At 48.8% G+C, this 26,038-nt stretch carries 23 protein-coding genes and 1 rRNA gene; 8 read left to right on the forward strand and 16 right to left on the reverse strand.

Features of this window, described 5'->3' with window-relative positions; translation table 11 throughout:
• Positions 1-3: 3 nt before the first annotated feature.
• Together gcvH and NZ952_06010 are read left to right on the forward strand one after the other, a co-directional pair.
• On the forward strand, positions 4-384 hold the full coding sequence (gene gcvH / locus NZ952_06005; GenBank protein MCS7120736.1) for a glycine cleavage system protein GcvH: 381 nt from the start codon (positions 4-6) through the stop codon (positions 382-384).
• 3 nt (positions 385-387) lie between these two features.
• Positions 388-1,731 (forward strand): FAD-dependent oxidoreductase, encoded by a 1,344-nt coding sequence (locus NZ952_06010; protein MCS7120737.1) that lies wholly within the window; start codon positions 388-390, stop codon positions 1,729-1,731.
• A 6-nt stretch (positions 1,732-1,737) separates the two neighbouring features.
• On the opposite strand, the gene NZ952_06015 is transcribed toward NZ952_06010, so the two are convergent.
• The gene (locus tag NZ952_06015; protein MCS7120738.1) at positions 1,738-2,061 is read right to left on the reverse strand and encodes a hypothetical protein; all 324 of its coding nucleotides are present in this window, start codon (positions 2,059-2,061) and stop codon (positions 1,738-1,740) included.
• Positions 2,062-2,149: 88 nt separating this feature from the next.
• On the opposite strand from NZ952_06015, the gene NZ952_06020 reads away from it, so the two are divergent.
• On the forward strand, positions 2,150-3,619 hold the full coding sequence (locus NZ952_06020) for a hypothetical protein (protein ID MCS7120739.1): 1,470 nt from the start codon (positions 2,150-2,152) through the stop codon (positions 3,617-3,619).
• Here NZ952_06020 and NZ952_06025 read toward each other — a convergent pair.
• Positions 3,616-5,616 carry an NFACT family protein gene (locus NZ952_06025; GenBank protein MCS7120740.1) on the reverse strand — a complete coding sequence of 667 codons (2,001 nt, stop codon included), beginning with the start codon at positions 5,614-5,616 and terminating at the stop codon, positions 3,616-3,618. The genes NZ952_06020 and NZ952_06025 overlap by 4 nt on opposite strands.
• Before the next feature lie 39 nt (positions 5,617-5,655).
• Here NZ952_06025 and NZ952_06030 point away from each other — a divergent pair, with 39 nt between their 5' ends.
• On the forward strand, positions 5,656-5,928 hold the full coding sequence (locus tag NZ952_06030) for a hypothetical protein (GenBank protein MCS7120741.1): 273 nt from the start codon (positions 5,656-5,658) through the stop codon (positions 5,926-5,928).
• Here the strand turns inward: NZ952_06030 and NZ952_06035 are convergent.
• Positions 5,925-6,320, reverse strand: a complete 396-nt coding sequence (locus NZ952_06035) for a hypothetical protein (GenBank protein ID MCS7120742.1) — start codon at positions 6,318-6,320, stop codon at positions 5,925-5,927. The genes NZ952_06030 and NZ952_06035 overlap by 4 nt on opposite strands.
• Positions 6,317-7,303: a DNA repair and recombination protein RadA gene (radA, locus tag NZ952_06040; GenBank protein ID MCS7120743.1), complete on the reverse strand. Its 987-nt coding sequence runs from the start codon at positions 7,301-7,303 to the stop codon at positions 6,317-6,319. Before radA ends, NZ952_06035 begins: the two co-directional genes overlap by 4 nt.
• An 84-nt stretch (positions 7,304-7,387) precedes the next feature.
• Between radA and NZ952_06045 the strand changes: the two genes are divergently transcribed.
• Positions 7,388-8,266 (forward strand): fumarate hydratase, encoded by an 879-nt coding sequence (locus tag NZ952_06045; GenBank protein ID MCS7120744.1) that lies wholly within the window; start codon positions 7,388-7,390, stop codon positions 8,264-8,266.
• A gap of 42 nt (positions 8,267-8,308) precedes the next feature.
• Positions 8,309-8,914, forward strand: a complete 606-nt coding sequence (locus tag NZ952_06050; protein ID MCS7120745.1) for a FumA C-terminus/TtdB family hydratase beta subunit — start codon at positions 8,309-8,311, stop codon at positions 8,912-8,914.
• On the opposite strand, the gene NZ952_06055 is transcribed toward NZ952_06050, so the two are convergent.
• Entirely contained in the window at positions 8,901-10,451 is a 1,551-nt protein-coding gene (locus tag NZ952_06055; protein MCS7120746.1) for a hypothetical protein, read from the reverse strand. The two genes, NZ952_06050 and NZ952_06055, sit on opposite strands and share 14 nt — an antisense overlap.
• 221 nt (positions 10,452-10,672) lie before the next feature.
• On the opposite strand from NZ952_06055, the gene NZ952_06060 reads away from it, so the two are divergent.
• Together NZ952_06060 and NZ952_06065 are read left to right on the forward strand one after the other, a co-directional pair.
• Positions 10,673-10,894 (forward strand): hypothetical protein, encoded by a 222-nt coding sequence (locus tag NZ952_06060; GenBank protein ID MCS7120747.1) that lies wholly within the window; start codon positions 10,673-10,675, stop codon positions 10,892-10,894.
• Between the two features lie 232 nt (positions 10,895-11,126).
• Positions 11,127-14,196, forward strand: a 23S ribosomal RNA gene (locus NZ952_06065).
• A gap of 87 nt (positions 14,197-14,283) precedes the next feature.
• Here the strand turns inward: NZ952_06065 and NZ952_06070 are convergent.
• The 11 genes from NZ952_06070 to proS all read right to left on the reverse strand — a co-directional run bounded on the left by NZ952_06070 (position 14,284) and on the right by proS (position 25,980).
• Complete coding sequence (locus NZ952_06070) at positions 14,284-16,158, reverse strand: glycosyltransferase family 39 protein (protein ID MCS7120748.1); 1,875 nt, start codon at positions 16,156-16,158, stop codon at positions 14,284-14,286.
• 55 nt (positions 16,159-16,213) lie between these two features.
• A complete protein-coding gene (locus tag NZ952_06075) occupies positions 16,214-16,765 on the reverse strand; it encodes a hypothetical protein (GenBank protein ID MCS7120749.1) in 552 nt (183 codons plus the stop codon).
• 2 nt (positions 16,766-16,767) lie between these two features.
• A complete protein-coding gene (locus tag NZ952_06080) occupies positions 16,768-18,000 on the reverse strand; it encodes a DNA primase small subunit PriS (protein ID MCS7120750.1) in 1,233 nt (410 codons plus the stop codon).
• A 9-nt stretch (positions 18,001-18,009) separates the two neighbouring features.
• Positions 18,010-19,077, reverse strand: a complete 1,068-nt coding sequence (locus tag NZ952_06085) for a DNA primase large subunit PriL (protein MCS7120751.1) — start codon at positions 19,075-19,077, stop codon at positions 18,010-18,012.
• A 27-nt stretch (positions 19,078-19,104) separates the two neighbouring features.
• On the reverse strand, positions 19,105-19,860 hold the full coding sequence (pcn, locus tag NZ952_06090; protein ID MCS7120752.1) for a proliferating cell nuclear antigen (pcna): 756 nt from the start codon (positions 19,858-19,860) through the stop codon (positions 19,105-19,107).
• A gap of 504 nt (positions 19,861-20,364) precedes the next feature.
• Entirely contained in the window at positions 20,365-20,487 is a 123-nt protein-coding gene (locus NZ952_06095) for a hypothetical protein (protein MCS7120753.1), read from the reverse strand.
• A 342-nt stretch (positions 20,488-20,829) separates the two neighbouring features.
• Positions 20,830-21,168 carry a transcription factor S gene (locus NZ952_06100; protein ID MCS7120754.1) on the reverse strand — a complete coding sequence of 113 codons (339 nt, stop codon included), beginning with the start codon at positions 21,166-21,168 and terminating at the stop codon, positions 20,830-20,832.
• Between the two features lie 121 nt (positions 21,169-21,289).
• Entirely contained in the window at positions 21,290-22,684 is a 1,395-nt protein-coding gene (locus tag NZ952_06105; GenBank protein ID MCS7120755.1) for an FAD-binding oxidoreductase, read from the reverse strand.
• Positions 22,681-23,655, reverse strand: coding sequence for an electron transfer flavoprotein subunit alpha/FixB family protein (locus NZ952_06110; GenBank protein MCS7120756.1), 975 nt, complete (start codon positions 23,653-23,655; stop codon positions 22,681-22,683). The genes NZ952_06105 and NZ952_06110 overlap by 4 nt, the downstream gene beginning before the upstream one ends.
• Positions 23,656-23,661: 6 nt before the next feature.
• A complete protein-coding gene (locus NZ952_06115; protein ID MCS7120757.1) occupies positions 23,662-24,495 on the reverse strand; it encodes an electron transfer flavoprotein subunit beta/FixA family protein in 834 nt (277 codons plus the stop codon).
• 66 nt (positions 24,496-24,561) lie between these two features.
• A complete protein-coding gene (gene proS, locus NZ952_06120; GenBank protein MCS7120758.1) occupies positions 24,562-25,980 on the reverse strand; it encodes a proline--tRNA ligase in 1,419 nt (472 codons plus the stop codon).
• Positions 25,981-26,038: the final 58 nt, after the last annotated feature.

Raw genomic sequence — 26,038 nt, forward strand, 5'->3', positions numbered from 1 at the left:
GGCTTGTATTACTCTAGAGATTGGATCTGGGTTAAGAGGGAGGGAGACAAGGTAAGGATCGGCATAACTGACTATGCTCAGAAGCAGCTTAAAGATGTGGTATTCGCCGAACTTCCAAAGTCAGGGGATAAGATAGTGAAGGGGCAAGCTTTCGGGATGCTGGAATCAGTTAAATCCGTTTCAGAGCTGATCGCGCCTGTAAGCGGGAGGGTTGAGCAGGTCAACAATAAGGTTTTGGACAAACCTGAAATTCTGAATGAAGACCCTTATGGCGAGGGATGGCTCCTAATAGTTTCTCCGACAAACCTCGAGGAAGACTTAAAATCGTTAATGAACTTTGAAGAGTCTGTAAAGTGGCACAGGGATCTGGCAAAGGGTAGCTGAGGTATGGCGCGTAGAATAGTTGTGGTTGGAGCGAATGCTGCTGGCGTCGAGGCCGCTATAGCCGCGAGAAAGACTGATAGAGAAGCTGAAATCACGCTTGTGACAAGGGAGAATGTCGGAGCCTATTCAAGGTGCGGCTTACCGTTCGCATTAGCCGGACAAATTAAATCTTTTGAAGACCTAATCGTATACCCAAACACCTTTTACCGCATGATGAAGTTCAACCTCAGGTTGAATACTGAAGCCGTCAGCATAGATGTGAAGGAGAAGGGAGTAAAAGTCAAAAGCAAGGATGGTGTAGAGGAGAGGTTAGGCTTTGACAGCCTAATCTTAGCCACTGGTTCACAGTTCATTAAGCCGCCGATAAAAGGGATAGAAAAAGAGGGCGTCATGCTTCTCCAAACGCTCGATGACGGGAAGAAGATTGACCATATGATCAGAGACGGCGCGGAAGAAGCCGTAGTTCTAGGCGCAGGCTTTCTGGGTTTGGAAGCCGCGGTCGCATTAGTCGAGAGGGGGGTTAAGACGACAGTTGTCGAGATGCTCCCATATGTGCTGTCAAGGCTGCTTGACAAGGACATGGCTGACGAAGTCCAAAAGATGCTTGAAGAAAAGGGGCTCCGCATAATAGTCGGCCACGCCGCCGAGGAGATAATAGGCGATCAGCATGTTGAGGGGGTTAGGGTGGCAGGGGAAAAGTTGCCAGCCGACTTCGTCATAAACGCCTGCGGCGTAAGGCCGAATGTGGAACTAGCACAAAAATGCGGCATAATATTGGGAAAAACAGGAGCGATCAGCACGAATCTCCGTATGGAAACGAATGTTAAGGACATTTACGCTGCAGGGGACTGCGCAGAAACCCTGCATCTATTGACTGGAACACCGATAGTTCCGGCGTTAGGAACAACCGCCGTGAGGCAGGGAAAAGTCGCTGGCATAAATGCTGCTGGAGGCTACGCAATTTACCCAGGTGCACTATGCTCCGCCGTCACTAAGATGTTTGATTTTGAGGTTGGAGTTACGGGTCTAACCGAGTATTCTGCCAGCCGCTGCGGATATGAAACAATCACTGGTAAGATATCTTCGAAGACTAGAGCAGACTATTACCCTGGAGCCTTACCGATTAAGGTTAAGGTCGTAGTGGACAAGGAGACGAAGAGGATCATTGGAGGCCAAATAATAGGGGGAGAAGAGGTAACCCAAAGGATAAACGCTCTTTCAATAGCAATCCAGAATCACATGACCGTTTATGAATTGGCTAAGGCCGATACCTGCTATGCGCCACCACTAAACGAGACGTGGGAACCCTTCGTCCTAGCCGCCGAGATGGCTCTAAAAAGAATATAAAATCTGCTAATCCCTAATCAGAAACCTTTTTAGCTCCTCTTTTAATTCTTCGTCCGTCAAAAACATCTCTTTCACTTCGAAGTCTCTTGCAAGATCGATCTTACCGAAATCTTCACCCCAACCCTCATTAATCTCCTCCCAAACCCATTTCTCTTCATCATAAACGGAGAGCAGAATCATCGATCCGCCATCCTTTTGGATACCTAAAAACTCCGGGCTTTTTCCACTCTTATTCAGATCCTTGAACCTCATAACCTCCTTCCAAACGCTTTCAAAATCTTCCACAACTCTGAATGGGAAAACGCGCATCGTCGAGAATATCTTGATCATTACAGACCACTTAAATGCCTAAGGCAAGAGAATATTTAAAAATTTTTAACAAATTAAATCTGTCAATCTTTATCCGGGGACAGCGTCTATGGAGAGATTCAAGCTCGTCTATGTCGGAGCCTGCTCGCATAGGTTCTCCATCGGACTTTTTAGGAACATTGTCGCCGCCAAGTCGCTTCACCCAATGGACGTCGTTCTAGTAGACATTGACGAGAAACTTCTCAGATTTGTCCAGAAGATCCTGGAGAACATGGCCGACAACGCAAGAGCCGATATAAGGGTCGAATCTACAACAGATCGACGAGAAGCATTCGAGAACGCCGACTTCATATACATTTCGATATCTGTTGGTGCGCAGGAAAGCGAATGGACCGACATCCACATCCCCCTGAAGTTCGGCATACCGCAGAACACAGGCGACACTATTGGTCCAGGAGGAATCTTCCGTGGGCTGCGCTGCATACCAGTCTTCGCCGATATCATCAGAGACGCTTACGACATCTGCCCAAAAGCCGTAGTCCTAAATTACACTAATCCCATGTCAACGCTTGTTTTGACGGCTTACACTGTTGCACCCAATCTTCAGACAATAGGCCTCTGTCATGAACTCTTCGGGGGAATGCGAGTAATCCAGGAGCTTATGCGTCAGAATGGGTATGAGATCAGCAGCTGGGAGGAACTTGAGATAACATATGGGGGAATCAACCATCTTGGGTGGCTGATGACATGCAAATTTGGGGGAGAAGACATTTACCCGCTTATCCGCGACAAGGCTCCTGAATGTTTTAAGACAGGATTTCTTGGGAGAGCTCTAAACTTCTACCTGCTGATGAAGCATGGGCTCTATCCATATCCCGGCAGCAGACATGTAGCCGAATTCATACCGAAGTATTACAACTACTTCAATTACCTTCAGTCCCCATTTGGGATCGTGAAGATACGTGATGTTGAAGCGCTTGACCTAGGTCATAAATGGACAGTCCTCCGTTTCGTCGCGATGGCAAGGCCATGGTACAAGGATCGCCTTCCAACCCCGGACGAAGGCGGAGAGAAGGCGATGGCGATGACGGTTGATTGGAAGTTCGGTCTTGGCCGCCAATACGTTGTAAACATACCAAACAGCGGATTAGTTTCAAATCTCCCATCCAACTGCATCGTGGAAGTGCCGGGATACTTCGATAAGGGCAGAATAAGGGGGGTCAAAGTCGGAAAACTTCCAAGAGATATAGCCAAAATCGTTGATGTCCCTGCATCTAATCAGCGTAATATAGTAGAGGCCGCCTTGAGGGGTGATAAAGACCTTCTTCTCAAAGCATTGTTGAAGGATCCGATGTGCAGCTTCATTGAAGACCCGGGCCTCATCGAGGACATGATGAATGTGATGCTATACTACCAGCGGAAGTGGCTGCCTAGGTTCGAGGACATACCAGGCGTGGAGGAGCTCAAGAAGAGAAGGTGGGTGGAGCCCTGGGAGCTTCAAACAAGGGAGGAGGCTCTTAAGGTGAAGTATCCGCCGAGAATGGACCTACAGTCTAAATCATGGCCGAATATTGATTAACCTTTAGCAGGTTTGCTTATTGCTCCGCGCCCAGCAGGAATGAATCTCTGGATCTCCTCTAATGGTATCTTCCCTATCTCTTCACGATCCTCAGAGGGTGCTGAGCGGATTAGCTCCTCCCTAATCATTCTTGCCAATCTCCCGCTTGCTTCCTTTCCGGGAACAAGTCTAACAAAGATTTCAGCTTGATTGGCGACGGCTTCGGGGGGCCCGCCAATAACCTTGAATGAGCCGTCAACCCTTTTGACCCCAATAGCGACCTCTAAAGGCACATTTTTAATGTAGTTTCTCCTTCCATAGATCATAAATGAGCCCTTTGGCAAGTACTCGCCTGAAGGCGGGGCCTTAGACACCTGCTCAGGCTTCACCCAGTAAACATCGAGTGACGCTAAGCCCGCTTTCCACGCACTTGAATATGATGCTGCAAACTGGGCAGCCTCCCTTATAGTCTTCTCAGAGGGTTCTCCCCCATCAGCCTTGATCACAACAAACGGTGCCCCCGTAATGTCCGCATGCAGAATGATGTCCTTTGGGCCTGTGTATTTCCTAATTAACGTCTCGTTTGTTGACGCATCTTTCCCGCCGAGGACTAAGCATCCATCAGATGAGTGAAACCACCTAAACTTTTCGTACCATTCTCTCCTCGGCTTTCTCTTCGGCATCTCCGCTTTTTCCTCTTCAATCAGACGCTGCTCCACCTCACCGATCTTCTTTAAAGTCTCCTTTATCGCCGCTTTTGCGCCCTCAACCTTTCTAGCCGCCCTCTTAGATTTTTCATAGTATCTAGAAGCATTATTTTGGGCCGAAACTTTCAGGTCGAGGCTTATGCTTTGTCCCTCAATATTTATGCGTAGTTCCGGAACCCTCTCATCTATCTCCTCAAAAGCCATGAATGGAAAGATGATGCGGGCATCCTGACCTCTTAATTCATCAGCTATCTCCTGCCAATTCTTACCCTGCCTCTTCTCCTGCATAACCCATTCCATCAATAGCTGAACCTCGCCCAGATGCCTAAATATTATGTCACCCTTTACTCTGAGGCCTTCAGCCTCTTCCTCAGCCCTTCGGACTGTCTCCTCTTGTTCACGAAGTATCCTTTTTAGATGCTCAATCTCACGGTCAGCATCCTCTTTTAGGCGCAGGATTTCACTTTCAGAAGATGCCTTAGCATAGTACTCGTCGAGGGCTTCGTTGAATGATCTGAACTCGAGACGTTTGAATCCGGAGTATTTCTGCAACTCCATAGGGGTTACGTCAACGTATCTTTGCTCCTCATCAAGGATGATTGAGGGCTTCCAATTCTCAGCATATATGTCAGATAAGATATTTTGTATACTTTTGAATATGGCATCCAGATCCCTATCGCTCAATGAAGAGCAGGGTGCATTTTTTGGTATGTAGGCACGTGCAAGAATCTCCTCTGCATATGTGCCGCTTATGTCCAAAAATCTTGCCAAAGCCCTTACGACTTCAATTTGGCCGAAGCCCCTCAAGCCGCTTATGTCTACCCTCCTCACCGTCCTGAGGTTGATCCCCCTACGTGGGGGATACTGGTAGACTTCTCCGCGGATAATATTTCTGTCTCTCATCCTTCTATACTTCAATGCATGCAGTATCCTGTTATCGGAGTTTAACAGAATCAGGTTGCCATGGCTGAATAGCTCAATAATGAGGCGATATTCTTGCCCATCTTTATCAGCGACTTTAATCTCAAGTATTCGTTCAATCTGATACTGTTCCACTTGTGTTATCCTGCAGTTCCTTAAGTATTTCCTCAGGGCCATGCAGAAACTGGGCGGCTTCAAAGGTTTCTCGTAAACATATGAGGTTAGGTGAGCACGCCTTCCAGCCTCTATCAATAATTGGCTCTCTCCATCCCCCCCGCGAAGCTTTAAAAGGATGGTTCTTGGATTTAATTGGTAAATATTATCTATCCAGTAGCCTTGCACAACTCGGTTGATCTCTAATGCGACGGCTGCAATATCAATATTGCTCAATTCATCCTTCAACATTTGCACCGGAGGATGTTTAATCTATTGGAGACTCTAAACCTGATTTACATGATAAGGATTTTTCTCGGATTCCTAGCGGCCGTCTTATGCATCTTGCTTGGGGTTAACGACATAATTACGGGACTGGCATTAAGTCTAGCTATGTACATTGGTACCGACAGAATTCTGAGGCAGATCTTCATTGAAAAGGTTAAGAAGCAATCCGACATCACGAAGACCGGCATAGGCATATACATAATTTCATGGATCATGTTCTGGATACTAATTTACACAATTCTCAATCCTATAGGTGCTTAACCGGCCTTCTCGACTGTCCCACGGTTTTCAGCGGACTTTATCACGACGCGCATGTAGTCGCAGAGCGCAGCAAAGTAGCCTCTATCATAGTCAGCGAAGAACCTGTTTTTACTGTTCTCCAGGAAATCCCGATAATGCTTCTTTAAAACATTGATATCTTTGAGGTTCAGGTTTGCAAAGAACTCGTAGGAATTTTCGTTGCCAGACTTGCTTGTTAAAATAATCCCGTTAAGTGCGGCGATATATCCACGATTAAATTCTTTCTGTTCACTCTTCTCCATCCTCGCCTTCACCCTCTCAAGCACCCTCTCTGCCTCTGCAAACTTCCTCTCAGAGACCAGCTGGAAAAACCTGGTGATAAGTACAAGCGGATTCGCCACGCTACCCTTCACCTCTCCTGTTCTTCTTCCACATCTTCAATTCCATTCTCAGTTATCTTGAAGATTGTCTCGCCCTCAGGGAGGTAAGGGCTTGAAACAAGACGGGCTATCCTCACAGGCCCCTTAGCAGCCTTCCGAAGATAAACTCTTGTATGACTTGTATGAGCCACAATGTGACCGCCAATAGGGCGGATTGGCTCTTCAAGGAAGACCTCTGGACTCGACATAACCTGGTTGGTTACGAAGGCGACGGCGTTAAATGCTCTGGCCAGCCGGAGGAGCTTGTGCATGTGCTGATTAAGTTTTTGCTGCCTCTCAGCAAGACTTTCTCTGCCAATATACTCGCTTCTGAAATGCGCCGTCAACGAATCCACAACGATTAAGCGAATATTATTCTTCTTAATTATCTCATCAGCATTTTCAAGGAGAAACATCTGATGATCCGAGGTGTAGGCCTCAGCCAAAATAATGTTTTTGAAAACCTTTTCTGCGTCCAGTCCAAGATGCCTAGCCATCTGAGCTATCCTCTCAGTCCTGAATGTATTCTCGGTATCAACGTAAAGCGCTCCTCCGTTAAGTCCCCCCTTCTCGGTTGGAAGCTGCACGTTAACGCATAATTGATGTGCAATCTGGCTTTTACCAGACCCGTACTCACCGTAAAATTCGGTTATCGACTGCGTTTCGATTCCTCCCCCCAAAAGTTCATCAAGCCTCTTGCTCCCAGTTGTAAGCCGTAGAACATTTTGGCGTTTCTCGAGAAGCTCATCAACACGGATGAAGAGAAGAGAACTAGATGACCTAGCCGCGTTAATTATGTCAAACGCCTTCTTCTCACTTATGCCAGCCTGCAGTAGCTCCCTCACCGTCGCCATTGCAAGTGATTCAACCGTTCTGAAACCTAATTCCCTGAGCCTATTAGCTAATGACGGCCCAACTCCAGGCAGATCCTCAATGCTTTCGTAAACCTTCTTGCCCTCAGAATCTCCATTACCCATTAACTTTCAAGCTAATTTACTACGCGAATAATATTTAAATTAGACGAATCAGATGGATTCGAGAAAACTTTGGGGATGAAAAAGTTGGATCTCAGCTCGATTATCGAGGATGTATCCGTGAACCTACTACGACTAGCAGTCACAAGATTGCCCGAAGATGTGAAAGAGTCTCTTGAACAGGCTTATCGTAGGGAGACAAGCAGCATAGGAAGGGAGCAGCTTAAGGCGATACTCGAGAATGTCAGATTGGCGGAGGAGAGATCTCTACCGATCTGTCAGGACACTGGATTAATATCCTTTTACTTAAGAGCGGGTTCAAAATTCAATGGGTTAGAATGCGTTGAAGGGGCAATTGTAAGGGCTGTTAAGAGAGCGACTGAAGAAATCCCTCTCCGTCCAAACGCCGTGGACCCACTCACCGAGGAGAACTCCAGCGATAATGTTGGAAGGCATATTCCCCATATTCATTGGAGGGTCGAGGACGGCGACTTCCTCGAGATCACCGCATTCCCAAAAGGCGCAGGGTCTGAAAACATGAGCATCCTAAAAATGTTGCAGCCAAGCGAGGGGCTCGAAGGCCTGAAAAAGCTGGTTATCGACGCCATTATAGAAGCTGGTGGAAAACCATGCCCGCCGACCATAGTTGGGGTAGGTTTTGGAGGAGGCTCAAACATAGCGATGGAACTTGCGAAGCTGGCGCTACTTGAACCGTTGAATGTACCTAACCCTGATGAAGGTGCTAGAGAGCTTGAACGTGAACTCTGCGAAGCCGCTAACATGACGGGAATAGGGCCGATGGGATTAGGCGGTGACGTAACAGTCTTGGCGGTTAAAGTTAAGTATGCCCATAGGCATCCTGCCTCCTACCCTGTCGCCATTGCCTTTCAGTGCTGGGCTGCTAGGAGGGCTACAGCTCGAATCTATTCGAATGGAGAAGTAAATTATCTAACTCACAAGATTTAAACACGGCTTCACAGAAGATCTAAAGATCTATAGGTGATCCACATGAAAACCTTTCATGTTGAAACCCCAATCTCTGAGCAGGATGTAAGAGGATGGAGAATAGGCGACATAATCTATGTAACCGGCCTAGTAGTTACGGCAAGGGACGCTGCGCACAAGAGGATCGTTAACTACCTGAGAGATAAGAGACCATTACCTATTTCCGCCAATGGACTTCCCATATTCCATTGCGGCCCCTTAGCCATGAAGGTTGATGGAGAATGGAGGATATTAGCCGCTGGGCCGACAACTAGCATGCGGATGGATTCCTTCGAACCGGAAGTTATTAGGCATCTAAGTGTCCGCCTCGTGATTGGTAAGGGTGGGATGGGGGAGAGGACACGTAAAGCCATGAAAGAGTATGGGGCAGCTTACGCGGCATTTACTGGCGGAGCAGGAGCTCTCGCAGCTAGCTTCATAAAAAGAGTTGTAGACGTCGAATGGCTGGACCTCGGGATGCCTGAGGCATTATGGACACTTGAGGTTGAAGATTTCGGTCCGCTCATTATCGGCATAGACTCTCATGGGGGCAGCCTATTCGAAAATGTGCAGTCCAACGCTAGAAGAATGAGGGACGAAATAATAAAGAATTTTCTTAGGGTTTGCTGAATACCCCCCTCCATTTTAAGACTAGAATCGCCATCAGGTAGAGGATGCCGGAAACCATAAGTAACATGAGGATTGGGGATAGCCTCGCCAGCAGAATCGCGCCTGCCAAATATATTTTCATCAAAGAATTTTCCTGGGCAGAGTTTATGACTGCAAGCCTGAAGAGATATTCGGCTAGAAACTTGAAAGGCTGATATAGTGGGTTCACCTGATCGATAATCTTCTTAACAGATTCGAACATGGGGGGAAGCGTGAACTGGATCAGAGGCAAGTCAAACCCCCAGTCATTAAATATTTGAACAAGCGGCCTGCCTGCCGCTAAACTCAGGTAATAGACCAGCATGGAATTTTCATCCACAGAAGCGTTACCGATCATCCTGAAGAAACGTGAATAGAAATCTAGATCTCCATGCTTCTCAGCCAGAGAGTTAACGATGTAGTAGGATGCAGCATAGCAGATCTCTGTGCTTTTCGGCTCATTGGAAGGCGTCCACCTAGTTAGGAAACCTAAGTTTCCCCCCGTCGACGATAAGGCCTGAGAGCAGGCTGCCTCAAGGTCCTCCTTAATCATGCTGACCCCTTCAAACCCTAGACTATCTGCAACATGTATGCTGATGTACTGTGCGATTCCTTCATGGAACCATAGTAGTTTCTGCGGCGATATGCCTGCCCTCCACAGAAAATGATGGATGAGTTCGTGAAGCGCGGTTACCTCCATATACCCCTCTACAAATCTGATGGAGAAGATATTGATGTGAATGTCTCCCATCTGATTTGATGAGAACGGAACATAACCCATTATGGACAGGAGATAGTTGAAATCCGGCAGAAAGAATTTGACATTTGCTGATTCCAATGTCACATTAAATAAATCCACAAGGATTCCATATGTCCTATTAAATAGGTTAAGAATCTGCTCTGCAAAATGCTGATACCGTGAAACTGTATTGAAAGTGAATACTCCATCCTTAAGCGTGATCATATCAGCTTTTTGCGACGCCTTCAGACCAACCTCGAGTCGGATAATATTTTCTGCTGCGGGAATATTCGTGAACGTCACATACCTCTGTCCAGACCTTGAGGGACGATATCTTCCATAGCTTCCAAGCGCCAGAGCCTGACCAGGTTTGACCGAGAAGCCTTCGGGGAAAATGACAGTTGCATTCAGCTTGCCCTCTTTGAACCCTATCTGCGGCGAATAGAAGATTGCGTCAGGTTCTATTATCATCGTTGCCGAGGAAAAATTGTAACTGATTATTAGACTGAACTGAGAACCGTCGGACTCGAAGGAGAAATAAAAGGCTTCATAAAAGTAGATTTGTCGACCAATCAAACTTTCAGCGCTGAGCAGAGACCAGCTGACAACCCTCCCTCCAATCGAACGATTGCTCCATTCTATGAATCTTGGCACCAAAACCCATGTTGAGTCAGACCTGCTCCGAGATGAAAACGTTATCGTCACGACCGCATCACCATTTTTATCCAAGACAAATTCATATGTGAAAGAGTCCTGAGAACTAGATGCATCTACAACCATTATGGAGGGCGCTTCAGAGAAGAGAAGCAATATTACGGTTAACGCTAGAAAAGGGAATCTTTTTGGCGTTACTTCTCACTCCTAAATTCTAATGATCGATCTTTGAAAGACTTACGTACGCCAGAATATTAACATTATGAAATAGTTGCATGGGGTGCGGAAAATGTGCATATCAAAATTTATAACTTGCAGCTTAAAGAAGATTAGAGGAGGAACTGAAAATGAAGACGTATTTGACGATATGGTTCAACAGTGAGGGTGCTTCACCATCCGAAGTTGCAGAGAGACTCCGGGCAATAGGATTCAAGCCTGTAAGAGGCTATTACGATCATGTATACGACTGGAAGAGAAGAGCGGCCCTCGAAGAGATACTTGAACTCAGCAATAAGATACATGAGACATTAAAGGGTCTGAAGGTTCTCTACAAGCTTGAAACCGTCTAGTAGGCCTGGATTGACATCAAAATTACGAAAAACGGAATTCAGTAAGTTTATATCCTACCACAGCAAACTTTATATCTTGAGTGCACACTGAAAAATTTCTGCACAGCATGAGAATGATGCACCCCCTCATCAACAACGAAATGGTGAGGGGGGAAGGGTTAAGTGGGAGCATAAAACTCTCACGATGAAAACCATGCATAGGCCCAACGTCAGACAGATGCTGAACCCGAGTAAGCCCGACATGCCACGCCGTCTGGGGGATAGCTCGGCTTGAACGCCGAAGAAGGGCGTGACAAGCTGCGATAAGCCTCGGGTAGGCGCATGTAGCCTTAGAACCGAGGATCCCCGAATGGGACCTCCTGCCGCGAGGGTCGAAAGACCTTCGTGGCGCTCCCAAAAAGGGAGCGGGAACCCCCCGAACGGAAACATCTTAGTAGGGGGAGGAAGAGAAACCAAACGGGATTCCCTGAGTAGCGGCGAGCGAAAGGGGAAGAGTCTAAACCTAACCCTGCAGGGAAACCTGTGGGGGATGTGGTGTGGTGGACCCGGCCGCCTCCTCCTCGGCGAAGTCGAAGTGGCTTGGAACAGCCCGCCGCAGAGGGTGAGAGCCCCGTAGACGTATGCCGAGAGGAGATGGGCTGGTGTTCCTGAGTAGTGCACCTTGGTTTTGGTGCACAAAGCTGGGAGGCATCAACTCCCAAGACTAAATACGTTTCAAGACCGATAGCGAACAAGTACGGTGACGGAAAGCTGAAAAGTACCCCGGAAGGGGGGTGCAAAGCGCTTGAAACCAGACGGTTACAGACGTGTGCGGCCTGAAAGGGTAGATCCCTTCCAAAGGGGACCGTGGCGACGCGGCTCCTCGAGGAAGGGGGACCAGGGTCGCACGTTCCGTCTAGAAACACGGGCCGGGGAGTTTACAGCCGTGGCAAGCTTAAGGGCCTAAAGCCCGTAGGCGTAGGGAAACCAAAATGCACGCAGCCAGTTTAATCTGGCGAGGTGCTGAGTCTGAAAGGGCTCGGAGTCACGGCTGTAACACTAGAAACCGGGCGATCTAGCCCTGGGCAGGGTGAAGCCAGGCGAAAGCCTGGTGGAGGCCCGAAGGGGTGCTGACGTGCAATTCGCTCCTCTGACCTGGGGCTAGGGGCTAAAAACCAATCTAGCCCGGTGATAGCTAGTTCCCTCCGAAGTGGGTCGCAGCCCAGCCCCGAGGGAGGCCGCCTACGGGGTAGAGCACTGACTAGAAAGTAAGGGGCCGAGAGGCCTCGCTTTCTTATCAAACTCCGAATCCGTAGGCGCCGTAGATCTCGGGAGATGGGTTCTGGGGGGTAAGCTCCCAGACCGAGAGGGGAACAACCCAGACTGAGGTTAAGGCCCCAAAATGCTGGCTAAGTGCCAAACTAAAAGGCGTCATCATCCTCAGACAGCGGGGAGGTAGGCTTAGAAGCAGCCATCCTTTAAAGAGTGCGTAACAGCTCACCCGCCGAGGGTGATGGCCCTGAAAATGGACGGGGCTAAGCCAGCTGCCGATACCTCAGGGCGCAGCTTACCGCTGCGGTCCGGTAGGGGGGCGTCCTGGCTGGGTAGAAGCTGGGCTGTGAAGTCCAGTGGACCGGCCAGGATTGCAGATCCCGGTGGTAGTAACAGCAAAGAGAGGTGAGAACCCTCTCCGCCGAAGGGGCCAGGGTTCCCCGGCAATGCGCCGTCAGCCGGGGGTAAGCCGGTCCTAAGGTCGACCTTAACTGGGTAGACCGAAAAAGGGAAACCGGTTAAAATTCCGGTGCCACAGAGGTACGATTGCGGCGACGCAAGGCCTAACGCCTGACGCTTCGGGATAGGCCGAGCAGGGCCGTCGCCCTGTTTAACCATTCAAGCCTGGGGAGTGCCGTAATGGCGAGAACCAGGCGAAGATGGGAATAGCCGTCCGTTTAGGACGGTTCGGCCGATTCCTGGAGCCATTGAAAAGGGCGTTAGGAAGGATCCTCTGTGACCGTACCTAGAACCGACACAGGTGCCCCTAGGCTAGAAACCTAAGGCGTGTCGGGTTTACGCCAAGCGAGGGAACTCGGCAAATTAGCCCCGTAACTTCGGGATAAGGGGTGCCTGCAGCCCGGCTTCGGCTGGCGCTGCAGGTCGCAGTGGCAAGGGGGACCCGACTGTTTAATAAAAACACAGGAAGCCGCAAGCCCGAAAGGGTGTGAACGGCTTCTGAATCCTGTCCAGTACAGGTACCTGAAACCCGGGTTCAACCGGGCTAAGGGCCTGCAAACGACGGGAGTAACTCTGACTCTCTTAAGGTAGCCAAATGCCTTGTCGGGTAAGTTCCGACGTGCATGAATGGAACAACGAGGTCCCCACTGTCCCCGCTTGGCACCCGGTGAACCCACGTAACGTGGACGAACAGTCCACGAACTCCCAGCGGGAAAAGAAGACCCCGTGGAGCTTTACTGCAGCCTGTCGCTGGGATATGGCTGCGGGTGCAGAGCGTAGGCGGGAGCCGCTGATCTTGACCTCTCCGGGGGTCAAGGTAGGCGACAATGGAACACCGCCCTCTCGCAACCGTATCTCTCACCGCCGCGTACGCGGCGGAACAACGGCAGGTGGGCAGTTCGGCTGGGGCGGCACCCCCTTGAAAAGATATCGAGGGGGCCCAAAGGTCAGCTCAGACGGGACAGAAACCCGTCGTAGAGTGTAAAGGCAAAAGCTGGCCTGACTGGATCCTCCACAGTAAGGGATCCAGAGGCGAAAGCCGGGCTTAGCGAGCCGTCATGTCCCTATTGGTGGGGGCTGGCGGCGACAGAAAAGTTACCCCGGGGATAACAGGCTCGTTGCGGGCGAGAGTTCCCATCGACCCCGCAGCTTGGTACCTCGATGTCGGCTCTTCCCATCCTGGCTCTGCATAAGGAGCCAAGGGTGAGGCTGCTCGCCTATTAAAGGGGAACGTGAGCTGGGTTTAGACCGTCGTGAGACAGGTCGGACTTTATCTGCTGGGAGCGGTGGCCGCCTGAGGGGAAGGTGTCCCCAGTACGAGAGGAACGGGACGCCGTAGCCTCTAGTTTACCGGTTGTCCGACAGGGCACTGCCGGGCAGCCACGCTGCTGCGGATAAGAGCTGAAAGCATCTAAGCTCGAAGCCGCTCCCGAGAAGAGGCGGCCATTCCTTGACACGAGACTCGGCGACGAGCCTCAGTCAAGGACGAGGGCTCCCATAGAAGATGGGTTTGATGGAACCGGGGTGTACGCTGGAAGGCTTCGGCCGACCAGTTCAGCCCGCGGTTCCCAACCGCCCAAGGTGTCGGGCCCAAAAAGGTTCAGCATCTGGACGAAATATGGGCCTATGCATGGATCATGATCTCAATTGCATGCTGATTCATTCCAATTTTTAATCCTCTAGGCGGGTGCCCTGTAGAGGTAGCAGAGTATTGTTTGACCTGACCTCGCGGTGTAAATAAGGGTCCAATTTTTCAGGTCGGATGGAATGCCATAGCGTTGTGTATAGATGCTGGGCAGAACCGCATATTTTGCATTGCCCCGCGCACCTATGTCAACAATCTGGAAGCCGGTTACGCCTTTCCTCTGCAGCTCAGTCTCGAATAGGCTTGTACTGTATGCGACGGCTACCCTCACGCCCTTCTCTGCATAGTTGGCCAAGTATTCCGCAACATCCTCGAAGCCCGTGTCAATAATCAGCACAGCTTTATCCGCCTGTAATATCAACTCATTCGCGTATCCGCATGGGGATGCCCAATGCATCAGGAGACCAGCCGAGCATTCAATTATTATTGCCAAAATCAGGAGGCGGGGAAGGATATGTTTCCAGCTCTTGCCTTCGCCTGAAACTCTTGCCCTATCCCAAATGTCAACGGCAAACAGGGATGCCGAAAGGATGATCGCAGGGCAGAGGAAAAGCACATAGTGGTCGCCTATGATGATGCGGAAGCTGGTCATCGCTAGAACTCCTCCGACTAGCCAGGAAAAAACGGCTATCCATCCTCTATCTAATCTCTTTCTTCTAAATAGCCTAGAAAGGAAGGCTGTGCAGAAGCATATTGATAGGATAAGGATCAGGAGGGGTGATTTGACAAAGATTATGTAGAAGGGAACCCAGGCGGGAACTTGAGTGTAGAAGTTGCCAGCATAGAACATTGCATGTCCACTTTCCATATGGCCCAAGTGAAAGCTGATTACCCAAAGTAGATGGGAGACTGTGTCGGTCCAAAGCCAAGGCCATGTTATAAAGAAGACGGAAAAGGCTATTAGCGGGGTCAAAAGAACCTGCATGATGATCCTCGAGAAGGGCGCCTGTTCTCTCGATTCAGTTCCATACTTCGAGATAATTTTGACGATTAGAAGGTAAAGTGCGATACCTGGGATGGCCGCGGCCGCTGTGCCCTTCGACCCGACCGCTAAACCAAGGAAGATGCCGACTAACACAAAGTGTCTGTTGTCCACTCTAGCGTAGGCTAGCGCTATGAAGGTTAATGTGACGAATAATGCCGCGAATATGTCGAGTATGCTGAGTGTTGAGTAGTAGACAAGCCACGGTGATACCGCTGTCAGAATGGCAGCCAAGAATGAAGATCTTTCCCCTAAGCATCTTCTGCCGTAAAGATAAATTGATAGGGATATGAGTGTTCCTGCGGAGACAGGGGCGATTCTGGCAGCGTAATATAGGTTATGCGTATTATAGCCGCCTAAGAACGGGAGAAATATGAGTGAGAATAACCCGGTCCAGAGCTTGGCAATGGGTGGATGCTCAGCGTTCTGTCTCCAAACCTGTGTGCTGAAGTCAAGTTTTAAGAAGCTCTGGACATAGAGCCTTCCAGTGTTGACGTATAGAGGCTCATCTGTCATTATACTTGTCTCGTCTATGAGTAGGATACGTGGGAGGATGGCTATCAATAATATTAGAATGGCCTTGATTGCAGCTTGCTTAAAGCCCAATTTCCCCTCAACGAATGATAAGTCTCGGTTTTCAGAGCTGCTCAATGACCTCCAGAAGGAGACTGGATACTCGTCGTAGCGTTTGATGATGCGCCCCATTCTCGTGATCGTATGCGAGCCTTTGGGAAGCTCCCTTACCTTTAGCTTCTCAATTTTTGATGAGTTAAAGAAGTCTCTCGATGACCACTGCGCCATGCATGATCTGCACTGAACCACCCCCTTAATCACGCTTAGAACATCGTATCCCATGTCCGAGCCGCAGAAAGGGCAATGCGGCAAAGCTCTGGCCATTAGTTCCTTTATATACTCTTCCGATGTCATTTTGTTTGCACGTATGTGGAACTCGGCTTAAAATGTTCATATAGATATTTAAGGCTTAATACTTTGATTCGATCTCTACAGCTATGCCCTGCTTAACAAGTAGTTTAGCATTCTCCAAGGGGAGGCTTGCCACGTCCTCAGGTTTGAATGGACCGTAGACTTTCATATCCACTCCCACTATCTCCGGCGTATCCTTCAGGAACCTCACAACCAACATCTTTCTCCTCTCCCTCTCCCCGCCGATCACTACGCGTCCTTGGAGGAGATTTTTCAGAAAATTCTGGAAAGACTCAATCTGGGATGCCAATCCTTGATAGAGGATTTCTTCTTCCTCTGTGAGGATGGACGTGGGCACTATCTCACCCCTCTTTGATGCATTCATGATCTTTTCATAGCGGGTGCGGATAAGATCCTCAACCATCCTCTTCACATATTCTTCCTCCTTCTCCATTAATCTTCCTCTCAAGGTTTTGTCGTCCAGCATACGCCTCTCCTCCCGTATCCTTTTTATATACTCCGCAATCCTACTGTAGAAGTTCTTTTCAAGAGGCTGTATCTCCGTCTTCTCTTTCTCATTTCTCCAAGCATTGATCAGCTCATCATACAAGGTTAGGCTACACTCCCCGCATCTTTGCAGAGGATGAGCAGCGCGGCCGCGGTTGGCAATTCGACTTCAACATTGCTGTAGGGGCCGAATTCTTCATCTCCAATCCTGAACTTGGGGGCTTCCCGCACATGGACTCTTACTTCCCCCCTCTCGAATGCTACCGACTCTTTTAGCGGATCAAATTCTTCTATCATATCTGCTGGAAATGAGACCTTCATTAGCCCTGTGCCTCCGTGGAGAGTGTTAGGCATCCTTATCAGCCTATGAATGTCGGTTGTAACCACCGTGTCAATCTTTGCGGCTTCCCCCTCAACCGCATGTTTGATCAGTGTATCCAATGCTTTCCTACTTATCCCCCTCAACAGGCTCCAAGGTTCAACGCCTTCCCTCAATAGCATAGAACCCTTTCTCGCCTGCAGAATATCCGTTATGATCTTCTTGCTCAACCCGAATTCCTTAAGTTCCTCCTCGCTTGCGGACGCGAGTATGTTAAGCAGCCCCTTCGTTATCCTGCCGCGCCAGCCACCATCATTCACGCTTGGTCCAGAAATAATCCTTAACCTCTTCGAGCCTGAAACTATTAAACCGTGGAATGATGCGTCGATTCCCACTCCCATAATATAGTCTACCAACTCTTTGCGGGCTGATGAATCCAATTCCTTCGCGCTCTCATTCTCCACGTGAACGTGGTAACCGCGATGCCCGCTGAATGAGACCTCCAGATCCTTCGAGGAGCAACCGAATTCCTCTCTTAGAATATCTATGAGCTTCATCGCCTCAGACTTTGCTGATTCAAGGCATAACTCGCATAGCCATGTCTTTCCATCAAAGCTTTTTCCATCGCATATTGGGCATTGAGGCGGTGTAACCCCTCTTCCAATAAGCCCGCAGCTTCTACACCTCCACCTATCATGGATCTTTCCACACCGGGTTGGGATATGGTCCGCGTCGATGTCGAAGTATATGTCAGCTCCGAGCCAACCCTTATCCTCCATTTTCTCTTCTGGCGCTTGATAATATGCGGTTGAGTAGTATGCGTGGGCTGGAACAATCTGCATTATGAAGCTTTTAAGTTCCTCTGCAGTTTTGAAGCCCTTATGCCTCAGCATAATATTCTCCTTAAAGAGTAAGAAGCCGAACTCCCTCTGCTCGAGAAGCCTTGGGACCTGGATGATTGATGATTTTTCCCTGTAGAACTCCGCGAATTTTTCCTGAATAAACGTTAGATTATCCATCCTCAAACTCTAAGTTACGGAGGATCCGCTCTTAAGTGTTCTTATTCTCCTCCGGTAATAACTTAATGGGTGGCGAAACCTGCCACAGGAACCCTCAGCCCTTGGACATAGACCATGAGTCTTCAGCGTGTCGCATGTCGGAGGAATATATTTTGTTCTCGAGCCTCTTTCTCCGGATATGTGCTCAACTTGATATCTGGTCAACCTCTCATTAAAGTCAGCTGATGATCTGAAGAGGTTTATCACATCTTCACCACTCATGCCTACGCTTAAAAGGAATGAGGTCAGGGTGAAACGTCCAACATGGGAGATATGCTGGCCTGATAGTGCAGATTGGTAGAGCTGGTTGATGCATGGTGGGAAGGCCTCGTTAACAACTCCGACAGGATGTTTGGGGAGGATTGGTTGCTCCGCTCCCCTGGAGTACATTCGCTTCAGATTGTCTATGCGTGCAAGTATACTTTCTGGAAGCACTGGCTTCGCGTCGGTGTTGACCCTGCTCTCTATCCTCCTCCGAATTTCCTCCTGGAGTAACCGTGCGGCTTCTGACTTTGATAGGTAAACTTCTCCCTTGATTACTGTTCGATTAACTAGTTTCCATTCTTTCTCGTGGAATTGGCTTGTATTCCTCAAGAAATCGGCGAGCGAAATGGCGAAATCGAATTTCCTTCCATAAATCATTTCCTCTGCCGCTTTAATGTTCCAGTTGAATATTTTCGCGATCTCAAGGATCTTTTCTTCCTTCTCCTCTATCTTTAGAATTTCGTAGGCCCGTTTCGCCTCGAAAAGTGCGTAACGGCGCTTTATATAGTCGCTGTTCGAAACTGCCGCCATCATAACTGCCAGCGGGAAGGATGGAATTTCAATGTCAGGTATTCTCATCTCCTTAATGAAGTGGGTTCCATCCGCATTCGACCAGTCCCCTGTTAGAGCATTTCTAAGCCTTTCTTCAGCCCTGTCGACGATCGGCCTATAGTCATCGCTTTCTAGACTGTCAATCCTCAAATCACGTTGCCTAATATAATCCGCCGCGTAAAGTAGAAAAGGGTATTTTGCAAGGTCGTTCTGGGTAAACACCAACTACTTAAACCCTACTCTACAGACTCATTCAACCTCTATCCTTGGCGCCAGATAATATGTTAAAGTGCCATCATACCGCTGCTTAAAGTCGAGGCGTATTGGCATATCATTTGAGAATTCGATCGTGACTATCTCCGATGTCGCCGATGCGGCTTTAACTATTTCGGAGAGGTAGCTCAGCGGAAAAGATGATTTGGACGGCTCCTTCACATCTAATGAGAGGAGGGCGTCGCTTCCTTTTTTAAGCTCTATGTCCGCCCCCATTATGTCCCCCTTAGCTCTCATAACCACCTTCTCTTCATCGGCTTCTATCCTAACGTAATCGCTTACGAGGGCGACGTCCTCAAGCGACCGGTGTAATCCATCAGTTGTGAGGGTTACCTTCGCCTTGAATTCTATCTTGGGCGTCGGAATATCCTCTTCGCTTGCCTCTAGAGTTGGCATCCTAAATGTGCGGACATAGTTTCCCATCATCGTCGTTACGAATTGGCCGGTTTCCTCGTCGAGCCTAAGCTCAACGATCTCATCTTTCCCAGCTCTCTTAAGGAGTTTCAGGAGTTCATTTAGGTTCAAACATATCCTCGTCTCCCCATCAATGGCGAACTCCTCAAATGCTGTTTTCTGCATGGCGAAGTCGACCATAGCCACACGTGTGGGATCCATAGCCCTTAATTTCATTCCCTCCCCATCTATCTTGAATGTTCCTTCGTCAACGATTGTTGAGATAGCGGTTATCGCGTCTCTAAGCATCTTTGCGTCGGGCATCCTAACCTTAAACAAGACTGGCCACCACGAATGAATACAGTTTCCACGCTGTCTTATATGTTTGGATAACGGTAATTTAACAGTTTGCCCCATACGTCTTCGAGATTAGAAGAGAGTGGAGCTGCCAGCCCTATAATTGCCTCTAACTATACTCTCTAAAGTTTAACTGCACTTTTGCATCTAAAGAATTTGGGCTTTGGTTTTCTCTCAACATTTTTGATGGCTTTCAGTCATGATCTCACATTTAATTGTTATATGTGTTAATGGCGGTTTTCGGTTTTAAACAAGAAAGTTTTAGGCTTATTTCAGCGTTTAGACATTGTTTTCAGGCTTCTTTTAGGAAAAATTTTGCCACCACAAAACCGTCCCAAATGTTATGCGCTAAGCACATTCTGGGTGTCATTGCCCGGCCACTTTCCTTTACTGAATAATTTAACCCCGTCTACTTCCACAACAAACCCGAAGAAGGCAGTCGTCCAATTTGAAGCCCCTAGTTTTTATGTAATGTTTAAGCATGGCTTAAGTGTTAGGCTTCAAGGGTAAAACCCTCGGGTTTCCTTGCTTTGCGCTTGTAACTGAAACCAAAACTCTTTCCAAGTCGAAGCCCCTAAGACCAAACCCTGCAACCTCAAAGGGTCTCAACCCACACTCCTTCATTAAAGTGTAGATGATGGCATATTTTTGGCTTGCCTGGGCTATAATCAGGTTTATCTTCTCCTATTTCGGGCATTTGGAATCCTGTGGTCACGTTTATACTTTGGCTTGTCAGAGGGGATCCCATAAAAGCCAGAGGGGTTGGCTTTAAATGTTTCTTAAACAGGCTTCTTCGAAATGTGAAGGGAAACTTCTTCCGGGTTGCTTAAATCAGCTTTTCTGGAAATCTCCTTTATGGCTTTAACCCTTCATGTCAAATGCCCTTCGGAAAACCCTAACCGTCTAAGTTTTAGGGCTACAGAAAGTATTCTCTCATCGAGTTCCAAGTGTTTACGAGTACTCTCTAAAAGTGTAGTTGCATTTTGTGCATCTAAAGAATTGGGTTGAGGATTCGTCGGCTCCTCTTGTCTGAACTTGCCAGACATATGCTTCATTGTTTCCACATTTTGGGCATTCGACCGTGATTGTGGGGAGGGTTTTCAGTTCCTGCTCCTTCTTACCTATTACCACAATCTTTTCTTCCGGCACCATCTCCAAGGTCTTCGCCGGCTTAATCAGAGATTCCGCCGGCTTTATATACCCGCATTTAGGGCAGGTTAAGGAGAACTCCTTAGCCTCCTTCTTGCGCTTCAGGACAAGCCGGGTGCCGCATTTTTCACAAAAATCCATGAAAGCTGCCCCTATATCCGTGACGTTTTCAATTAACATTGAGAAGGCTCTTTTAAATCTTTCCTATTTTCGCTTTCCAGTGTACTATAAAGGTTTAAGAGCCTTTCTCCTCGCCATTCATCTAGATTTTGGAAAATATGCTTCCAGGGTTGAGTATGTTATTTGGGTCGAATAGTCTCTTAATCTCCCTCATCACCTCGATTTCATCCTCACTTAGCACAAGCCCCAGCTCACCCTTCCTAATCTTTCCGATGCCATGCTCCCCTGAAATTACGCCTCCAAGATTAACGGCGAGGCGATATATCTCCCTCTTGACCTTCCAAAGGTATTCAAGATCTTTTCCCTCCTCCTTCATTATGTGGACGTGGAGGTTTCCGTCGCCTGCATGCCCATATATGGGCATGTAGAGCCCCTCCATTTCGGATATCCGTTTGATTTCTCCTATCAGGTCGCTTAGCTTTGAGGGTGGAACAGTGACGTCTAGGATGTCGACCATTCCAGGCTTGAGTGAAGTGTAAATATTGCTTCTTATCCGGAGGATTCTCTCCTGCTCCTCTTTTGTCTCCGCTAAGATGATCTCTCCCACCCCATGCCTTTCAGAGATCCTTGATAACTCCTCCATAGAGGAGAGGAGTTCCCCCTCAAACGGGCTTGTCAGTATAACTATTAACTGCGCCTCACCTGAGTTGGCAGGCCACTCTTCATTTATGTGCTGCGCCGCTAGGGTTATCTCCCTCAGCCCCACATATTCTATTGCCAGCGGTGAAACTTTAGATCTTAAGATCTCCTGTGCACATTTCAGTGCGTCCATCCATCTTGCAAAAGGCAGGATTAGGGTGGCCGTGTAGGGGCTCTTCGGGTAGAGTTTGATTATCGCTTTGGTTATCACGCATAGGGTGCCCTCGCTTCCAATGATCAGCTGCATCAGATCGTATCCAGTATTATTCTTGAGCAGTTTGCCGCCAAGCCTGATTATTCTCCCATTCGGCAGAACCGCTTCCAGCCCTCTAACATAGCTTCTCATAACCCCGTATTTCACCGCTCTAACCCCGCCCGCATTCGTGGCTATGAGACCGCCGATCTGCGCGCCTTCGTCGCCTGGATGCGGGGGGAAGAATAGACCGGCTGTCTCTGATGCCCTGATAAGGTCTCCAAGCGTGGCTCCAGCCTCGGCCACAGCCATCAGGTTCTCCACATCAACTTCAATTTTGTTCATCTTCTCAAGAGATAGTATGATGCCCTGCACTGTTGGGATGCAGCCTCCGACGAGTCCCGTCCGTCCTCCGACCGGGAAGACAGGGATCCTGCAGGAGTTAGCTGTCATCAATATCTTTGAGACTTCCTCTGTTAATGAGGGCTTGACAAGGACTAGCCCTGTTGCAGGCGATGGGCGTATCGGTTCGGGTGTCTCATCCCGCAGGTACCCCTCCAGCATGGATGGATCTGTTATGACCGAGTCCCGGCCTACAATAGACTTAAGCCTTTCAATCACCTTATCCGGGATCATGCCATTCATTTCGCTCCTCTCCTCAGCTCCTCAATTAGTAGGGGGAGGATTTCTTGAACTTCGCCTATCACTCCGTAATCTGAAAACCTGAAGATGGGAGCTGAGGGATCCTTGTTTATTGCTATGATGACCTCAGAATCCCTCATGCCGAATAGATGCTGTGGTGATCCTGAGATGCCGCATGCGATGTATACCTTTGGCTTCACAATGTTACCGCTGAATCCGACCTGATGTTCCCTCCCTATCCATCCTGAGTCTACAAGCGGTCTGCTTGAGCCGACAACGCCTCCGAGGATCTCTGCCAACTCCTCTAGGATCCGGAACTCATCTGGGCTTCTGAGTCCTCTTCCACCGGAAACGATCACTCTGGCTTCGTTTATCTCCATCTCCGCTGCCGGCGTCTTCTCCAAAATTTTCATTCCAGTATCCTCGATTATCTTGACTTGTCTCCTTATTACCTCTCCCTTGCGTGACGGGTCAGGTTCACCCATCTTCATCACCTTATATCTCACAGTTGCCATTTGAGGTTTCCTCCACGTCTTTATCTCCGCCATTATGTTACCGCTGAAGGCGGGTCGAACCTGAACTAGCCTCCCATCCTCGTCAATGTATAAATCTGTGCAGTCCGCTGTCAGCCCTGTACGGAGGGCGGCGGCGACCCTTGGGGCGAGAACCCTTCCAATCCGGGTTGCCCCGATGAGGATGATGTCTGGCTCCGTCTCCCTCGCAAGATCCACAATATTCGATGAATATCTGATTAGGTCGAAGTCATGTAGTGAGGAGTGGTCGAATATGAAGATCCGATCAGCCCCGTAGGCTACGAGCTCGGACGCTTTCTCCTCAATTCTGGACCCAAGAAGGACTGAGTCAACTTTGCAGCCGAGTTTACCTGCAAGCTCCCTTCCCTTGCATATTAATTCATATGTGACCGGGTGGATCTCCCCGTCCTCTTGCTCAGCATATATTAGAATGTCCCCCAAAGCTTGTTACCTCACGATTCTTAGATCCCTGAGTATTGATGCGATCTTTCCGGCCTTCTCCTCAGGGGTTCCCTCAAGCATTATGCATCGTCTACCTTCTGTTGATGGCGCATATACATTCATGACCCTTGTCGGCGAGCCTGAGGTGCCGAAGAGGCGTTCATCCGCGAATCCTACCAAATCTTCCGCCCCCCAAATGGACACTTCAGCTTTCCTGGATCTTAGTTTATCCTTCAGGGTTGGCATTCGCGGATTATTCACATCCTTTGTTACTGTTAATAGTCCGGGGAGGCGGATCTCGATCTTATAATCATTTTTTCCAAGCCTGGAGCAGACTACGACCCGCTCCACATCCGCATCTATGATCTCATGGACGAAGGCCACGCAGGGGATGCCCAGAAACTCTGAGACCTCGGGTCCAACCTGGGCTGTGTCCCCATCCACAGTCTTCTCCCCACATAATATGAGGTCGAAGTGACCCATCTTCCTTATAGCAGAGGCGAGAGTGTAGGAGGTTGCCAATGTGTCTGCGCCTGCGAATGCGGGGTCTGAGAGTAGTATGGCATCATCTGCGCCTCTGGCGATCGCGTCTCTAAGCGATTCTACCGCCTGTGGCGGCCCCATGCTCAGAACCATAACTTTTCCGCCAATCTTTTCTCTTAACTGGACGGCTGCCTCAAGTGCGTTCAGGTCGAATGGGTTTATTACCCCTTCTGCGGAGCTCCTGTCCAATCTTCCCTCAACATAATCGAACCTAACCTTCTCTATGTCGGGAACCTGCTTCAACAATACTATTATCGTGAGACCTCTCTTTGCCTCCTCTAATCCCTTAGAAGTCATGGTGGTTAAGCATCTTCCTCATGGCCTAATACATCTATTCTCAACATGGGATGCTTAACTGATTTGCTAATATGCCCTTGCAACATACACGACTTTAGTGGCTTGTCTGCGGCATGCTATGCATCCGGATTTCGGGGTCTCTTCAACGTCGATTCTATAACCTCTGACCTCGCCGCCTGTCTCCTCCTTAATCTTATCCGCGCATTCCTGCCTTTCACACCATGAGACCCTTGCAATTTTTCTCTTCCCAATGACCCCCCTAAGCTCCTCTAGGTTCTCCACATCGACCGTAAGGCTTTCCAGCATCGACTGGCTTCGCCTCTCCAAATCCTCATTAATTTTTGCGAATAATCCGTGAATTGCAGGGACTATATCTTCATACGCGACCCTGTTTCTCTGCAGGGTAACCCTTTCCGACAGTGTGACGCACCTGTCATTCATGTCCTTCGGCCCCACTTCAATTCTCACTGGCACCCCGAACATCTCCCAGTGGTAGTACTTTTCTCCAGGAGTCTTCTCTTCTTCATCTATTTGAACTCTGATCCCAGCACCTTTAACTACCTCATAAACATCTTTTGCGTAGGCTAATACTTCATTCTTCGTCTCCTTATAGAGTATTGGAACTATGATGACTTGGATGGGCGCCACTTCAGGGGGTAGAACCAGACCATGATCGTCGCCATGCTGCGCTATCACAGCTGCCAGCGTCCTACTCACTCCGAACCCGTAGCATGTCTGTGCCACGTATCTTTGGGTTCCCTCAGGCGTCTCGTATGTCACTTCGAAGGCCTTGGCGAAGTTCTCCCCTAAGTTGTGAACTGTTCCTATCTGGTTCACTCTTCCATCTGGGTTCCAGGCGTCAAAGGCGATCGAGTAGACTGCCCCCGCAAACTTGTCGAAGTCCGGTCTCCTTAGAATGTAGAAGGAGAGGCCTAAGCGCTTGAAGATTCTCCGATAAATGTTTACCGCCTCTCTAACCTGCGCCTCAGCCTCATCCCAATCCTTATGGGCTGTATGCGCCTCATTCCACAAAAATTCTCGCATCCTGAATAGTGGCCGGGTCGCCTTAGTCTCATACCTGTAAACGAATACGCTCTGGAATATTTTTAGGGGCAGATCGGCGTGGGACCTGATCCACTGCGCAAACATAGGGTACATAGCCGTTTCGGAGGTCGGTCTTAGAAGTATCTTTCTCTCAAGCCTTCTTCTTCCAGCATGGGTTATCCAGAAAACCTCAGCCGTGAACCCTTCTATGTGCTGTGCCTCCTTTGCGAAGTCCTCCTCGGATATGACGACTGGAAATAACATAGGCTCGTGGCCGCTTGCTTCGAGATCGTTCTCGAGCATCTCTATGATCTTCTTCGCGATGCGTGTTCCCCACTGCTTGTATACGCCGAAGCCCTTAACCGGATATCTTGTGTCTATTATATCTGCTTCGAAGAGGACGTTATCGAACCACTCCGTGAAGTTCTCAAACTTCTTCATCAGTATACGCATCTTCCCAATAATCGCATATATGCGGTCTTAGTTGATCATCAATAAG

The organism is Candidatus Bathyarchaeota archaeon (assembly GCA_025059045.1).
Lineage (GTDB): Archaea > Thermoproteota > Bathyarchaeia > Bathyarchaeales > DTEX01 > JANXEA01.

What these genes read in the sequence shown, in the direction of transcription:
- NZ952_06010 (MCS7120737.1), top strand. Translation starts at nt 388, where the DNA reads ATGGCGCGTAGAATAGTTGTGGTTGGAGCGAATGCTGCTGGCGTCGAG.
- NZ952_06015 (MCS7120738.1), bottom strand. Translation starts at nt 2,061, where the DNA reads ATGATCAAGATATTCTCGACGATGCGCGTTTTCCCATTCAGAGTTGTG.
- NZ952_06020 (MCS7120739.1), top strand. Translation starts at nt 2,150, where the DNA reads ATGGAGAGATTCAAGCTCGTCTATGTCGGAGCCTGCTCGCATAGGTTC.
- radA (MCS7120743.1), bottom strand. Translation starts at nt 7,303, where the DNA reads ATGGGTAATGGAGATTCTGAGGGCAAGAAGGTTTACGAAAGCATTGAG.
- NZ952_06050 (MCS7120745.1), top strand. Translation starts at nt 8,309, where the DNA reads ATGAAAACCTTTCATGTTGAAACCCCAATCTCTGAGCAGGATGTAAGA.
- NZ952_06055 (MCS7120746.1), bottom strand. Translation starts at nt 10,451, where the DNA reads ATGGTTGTAGATGCATCTAGTTCTCAGGACTCTTTCACATATGAATTT.
- NZ952_06060 (MCS7120747.1), top strand. Translation starts at nt 10,673, where the DNA reads ATGAAGACGTATTTGACGATATGGTTCAACAGTGAGGGTGCTTCACCA.
- NZ952_06070 (MCS7120748.1), bottom strand. Translation starts at nt 16,158, where the DNA reads ATGACATCGGAAGAGTATATAAAGGAACTAATGGCCAGAGCTTTGCCG.
- NZ952_06080 (MCS7120750.1), bottom strand. Translation starts at nt 18,000, where the DNA reads ATGGATAATCTAACGTTTATTCAGGAAAAATTCGCGGAGTTCTACAGG.
- NZ952_06100 (MCS7120754.1), bottom strand. Translation starts at nt 21,168, where the DNA reads ATGGATTTTTGTGAAAAATGCGGCACCCGGCTTGTCCTGAAGCGCAAG.
- NZ952_06105 (MCS7120755.1), bottom strand. Translation starts at nt 22,684, where the DNA reads ATGAATGGCATGATCCCGGATAAGGTGATTGAAAGGCTTAAGTCTATT.
- NZ952_06115 (MCS7120757.1), bottom strand. Translation starts at nt 24,495, where the DNA reads ATGACTTCTAAGGGATTAGAGGAGGCAAAGAGAGGTCTCACGATAATA.
- proS (MCS7120758.1), bottom strand. Translation starts at nt 25,980, where the DNA reads ATGAAGAAGTTTGAGAACTTCACGGAGTGGTTCGATAACGTCCTCTTC.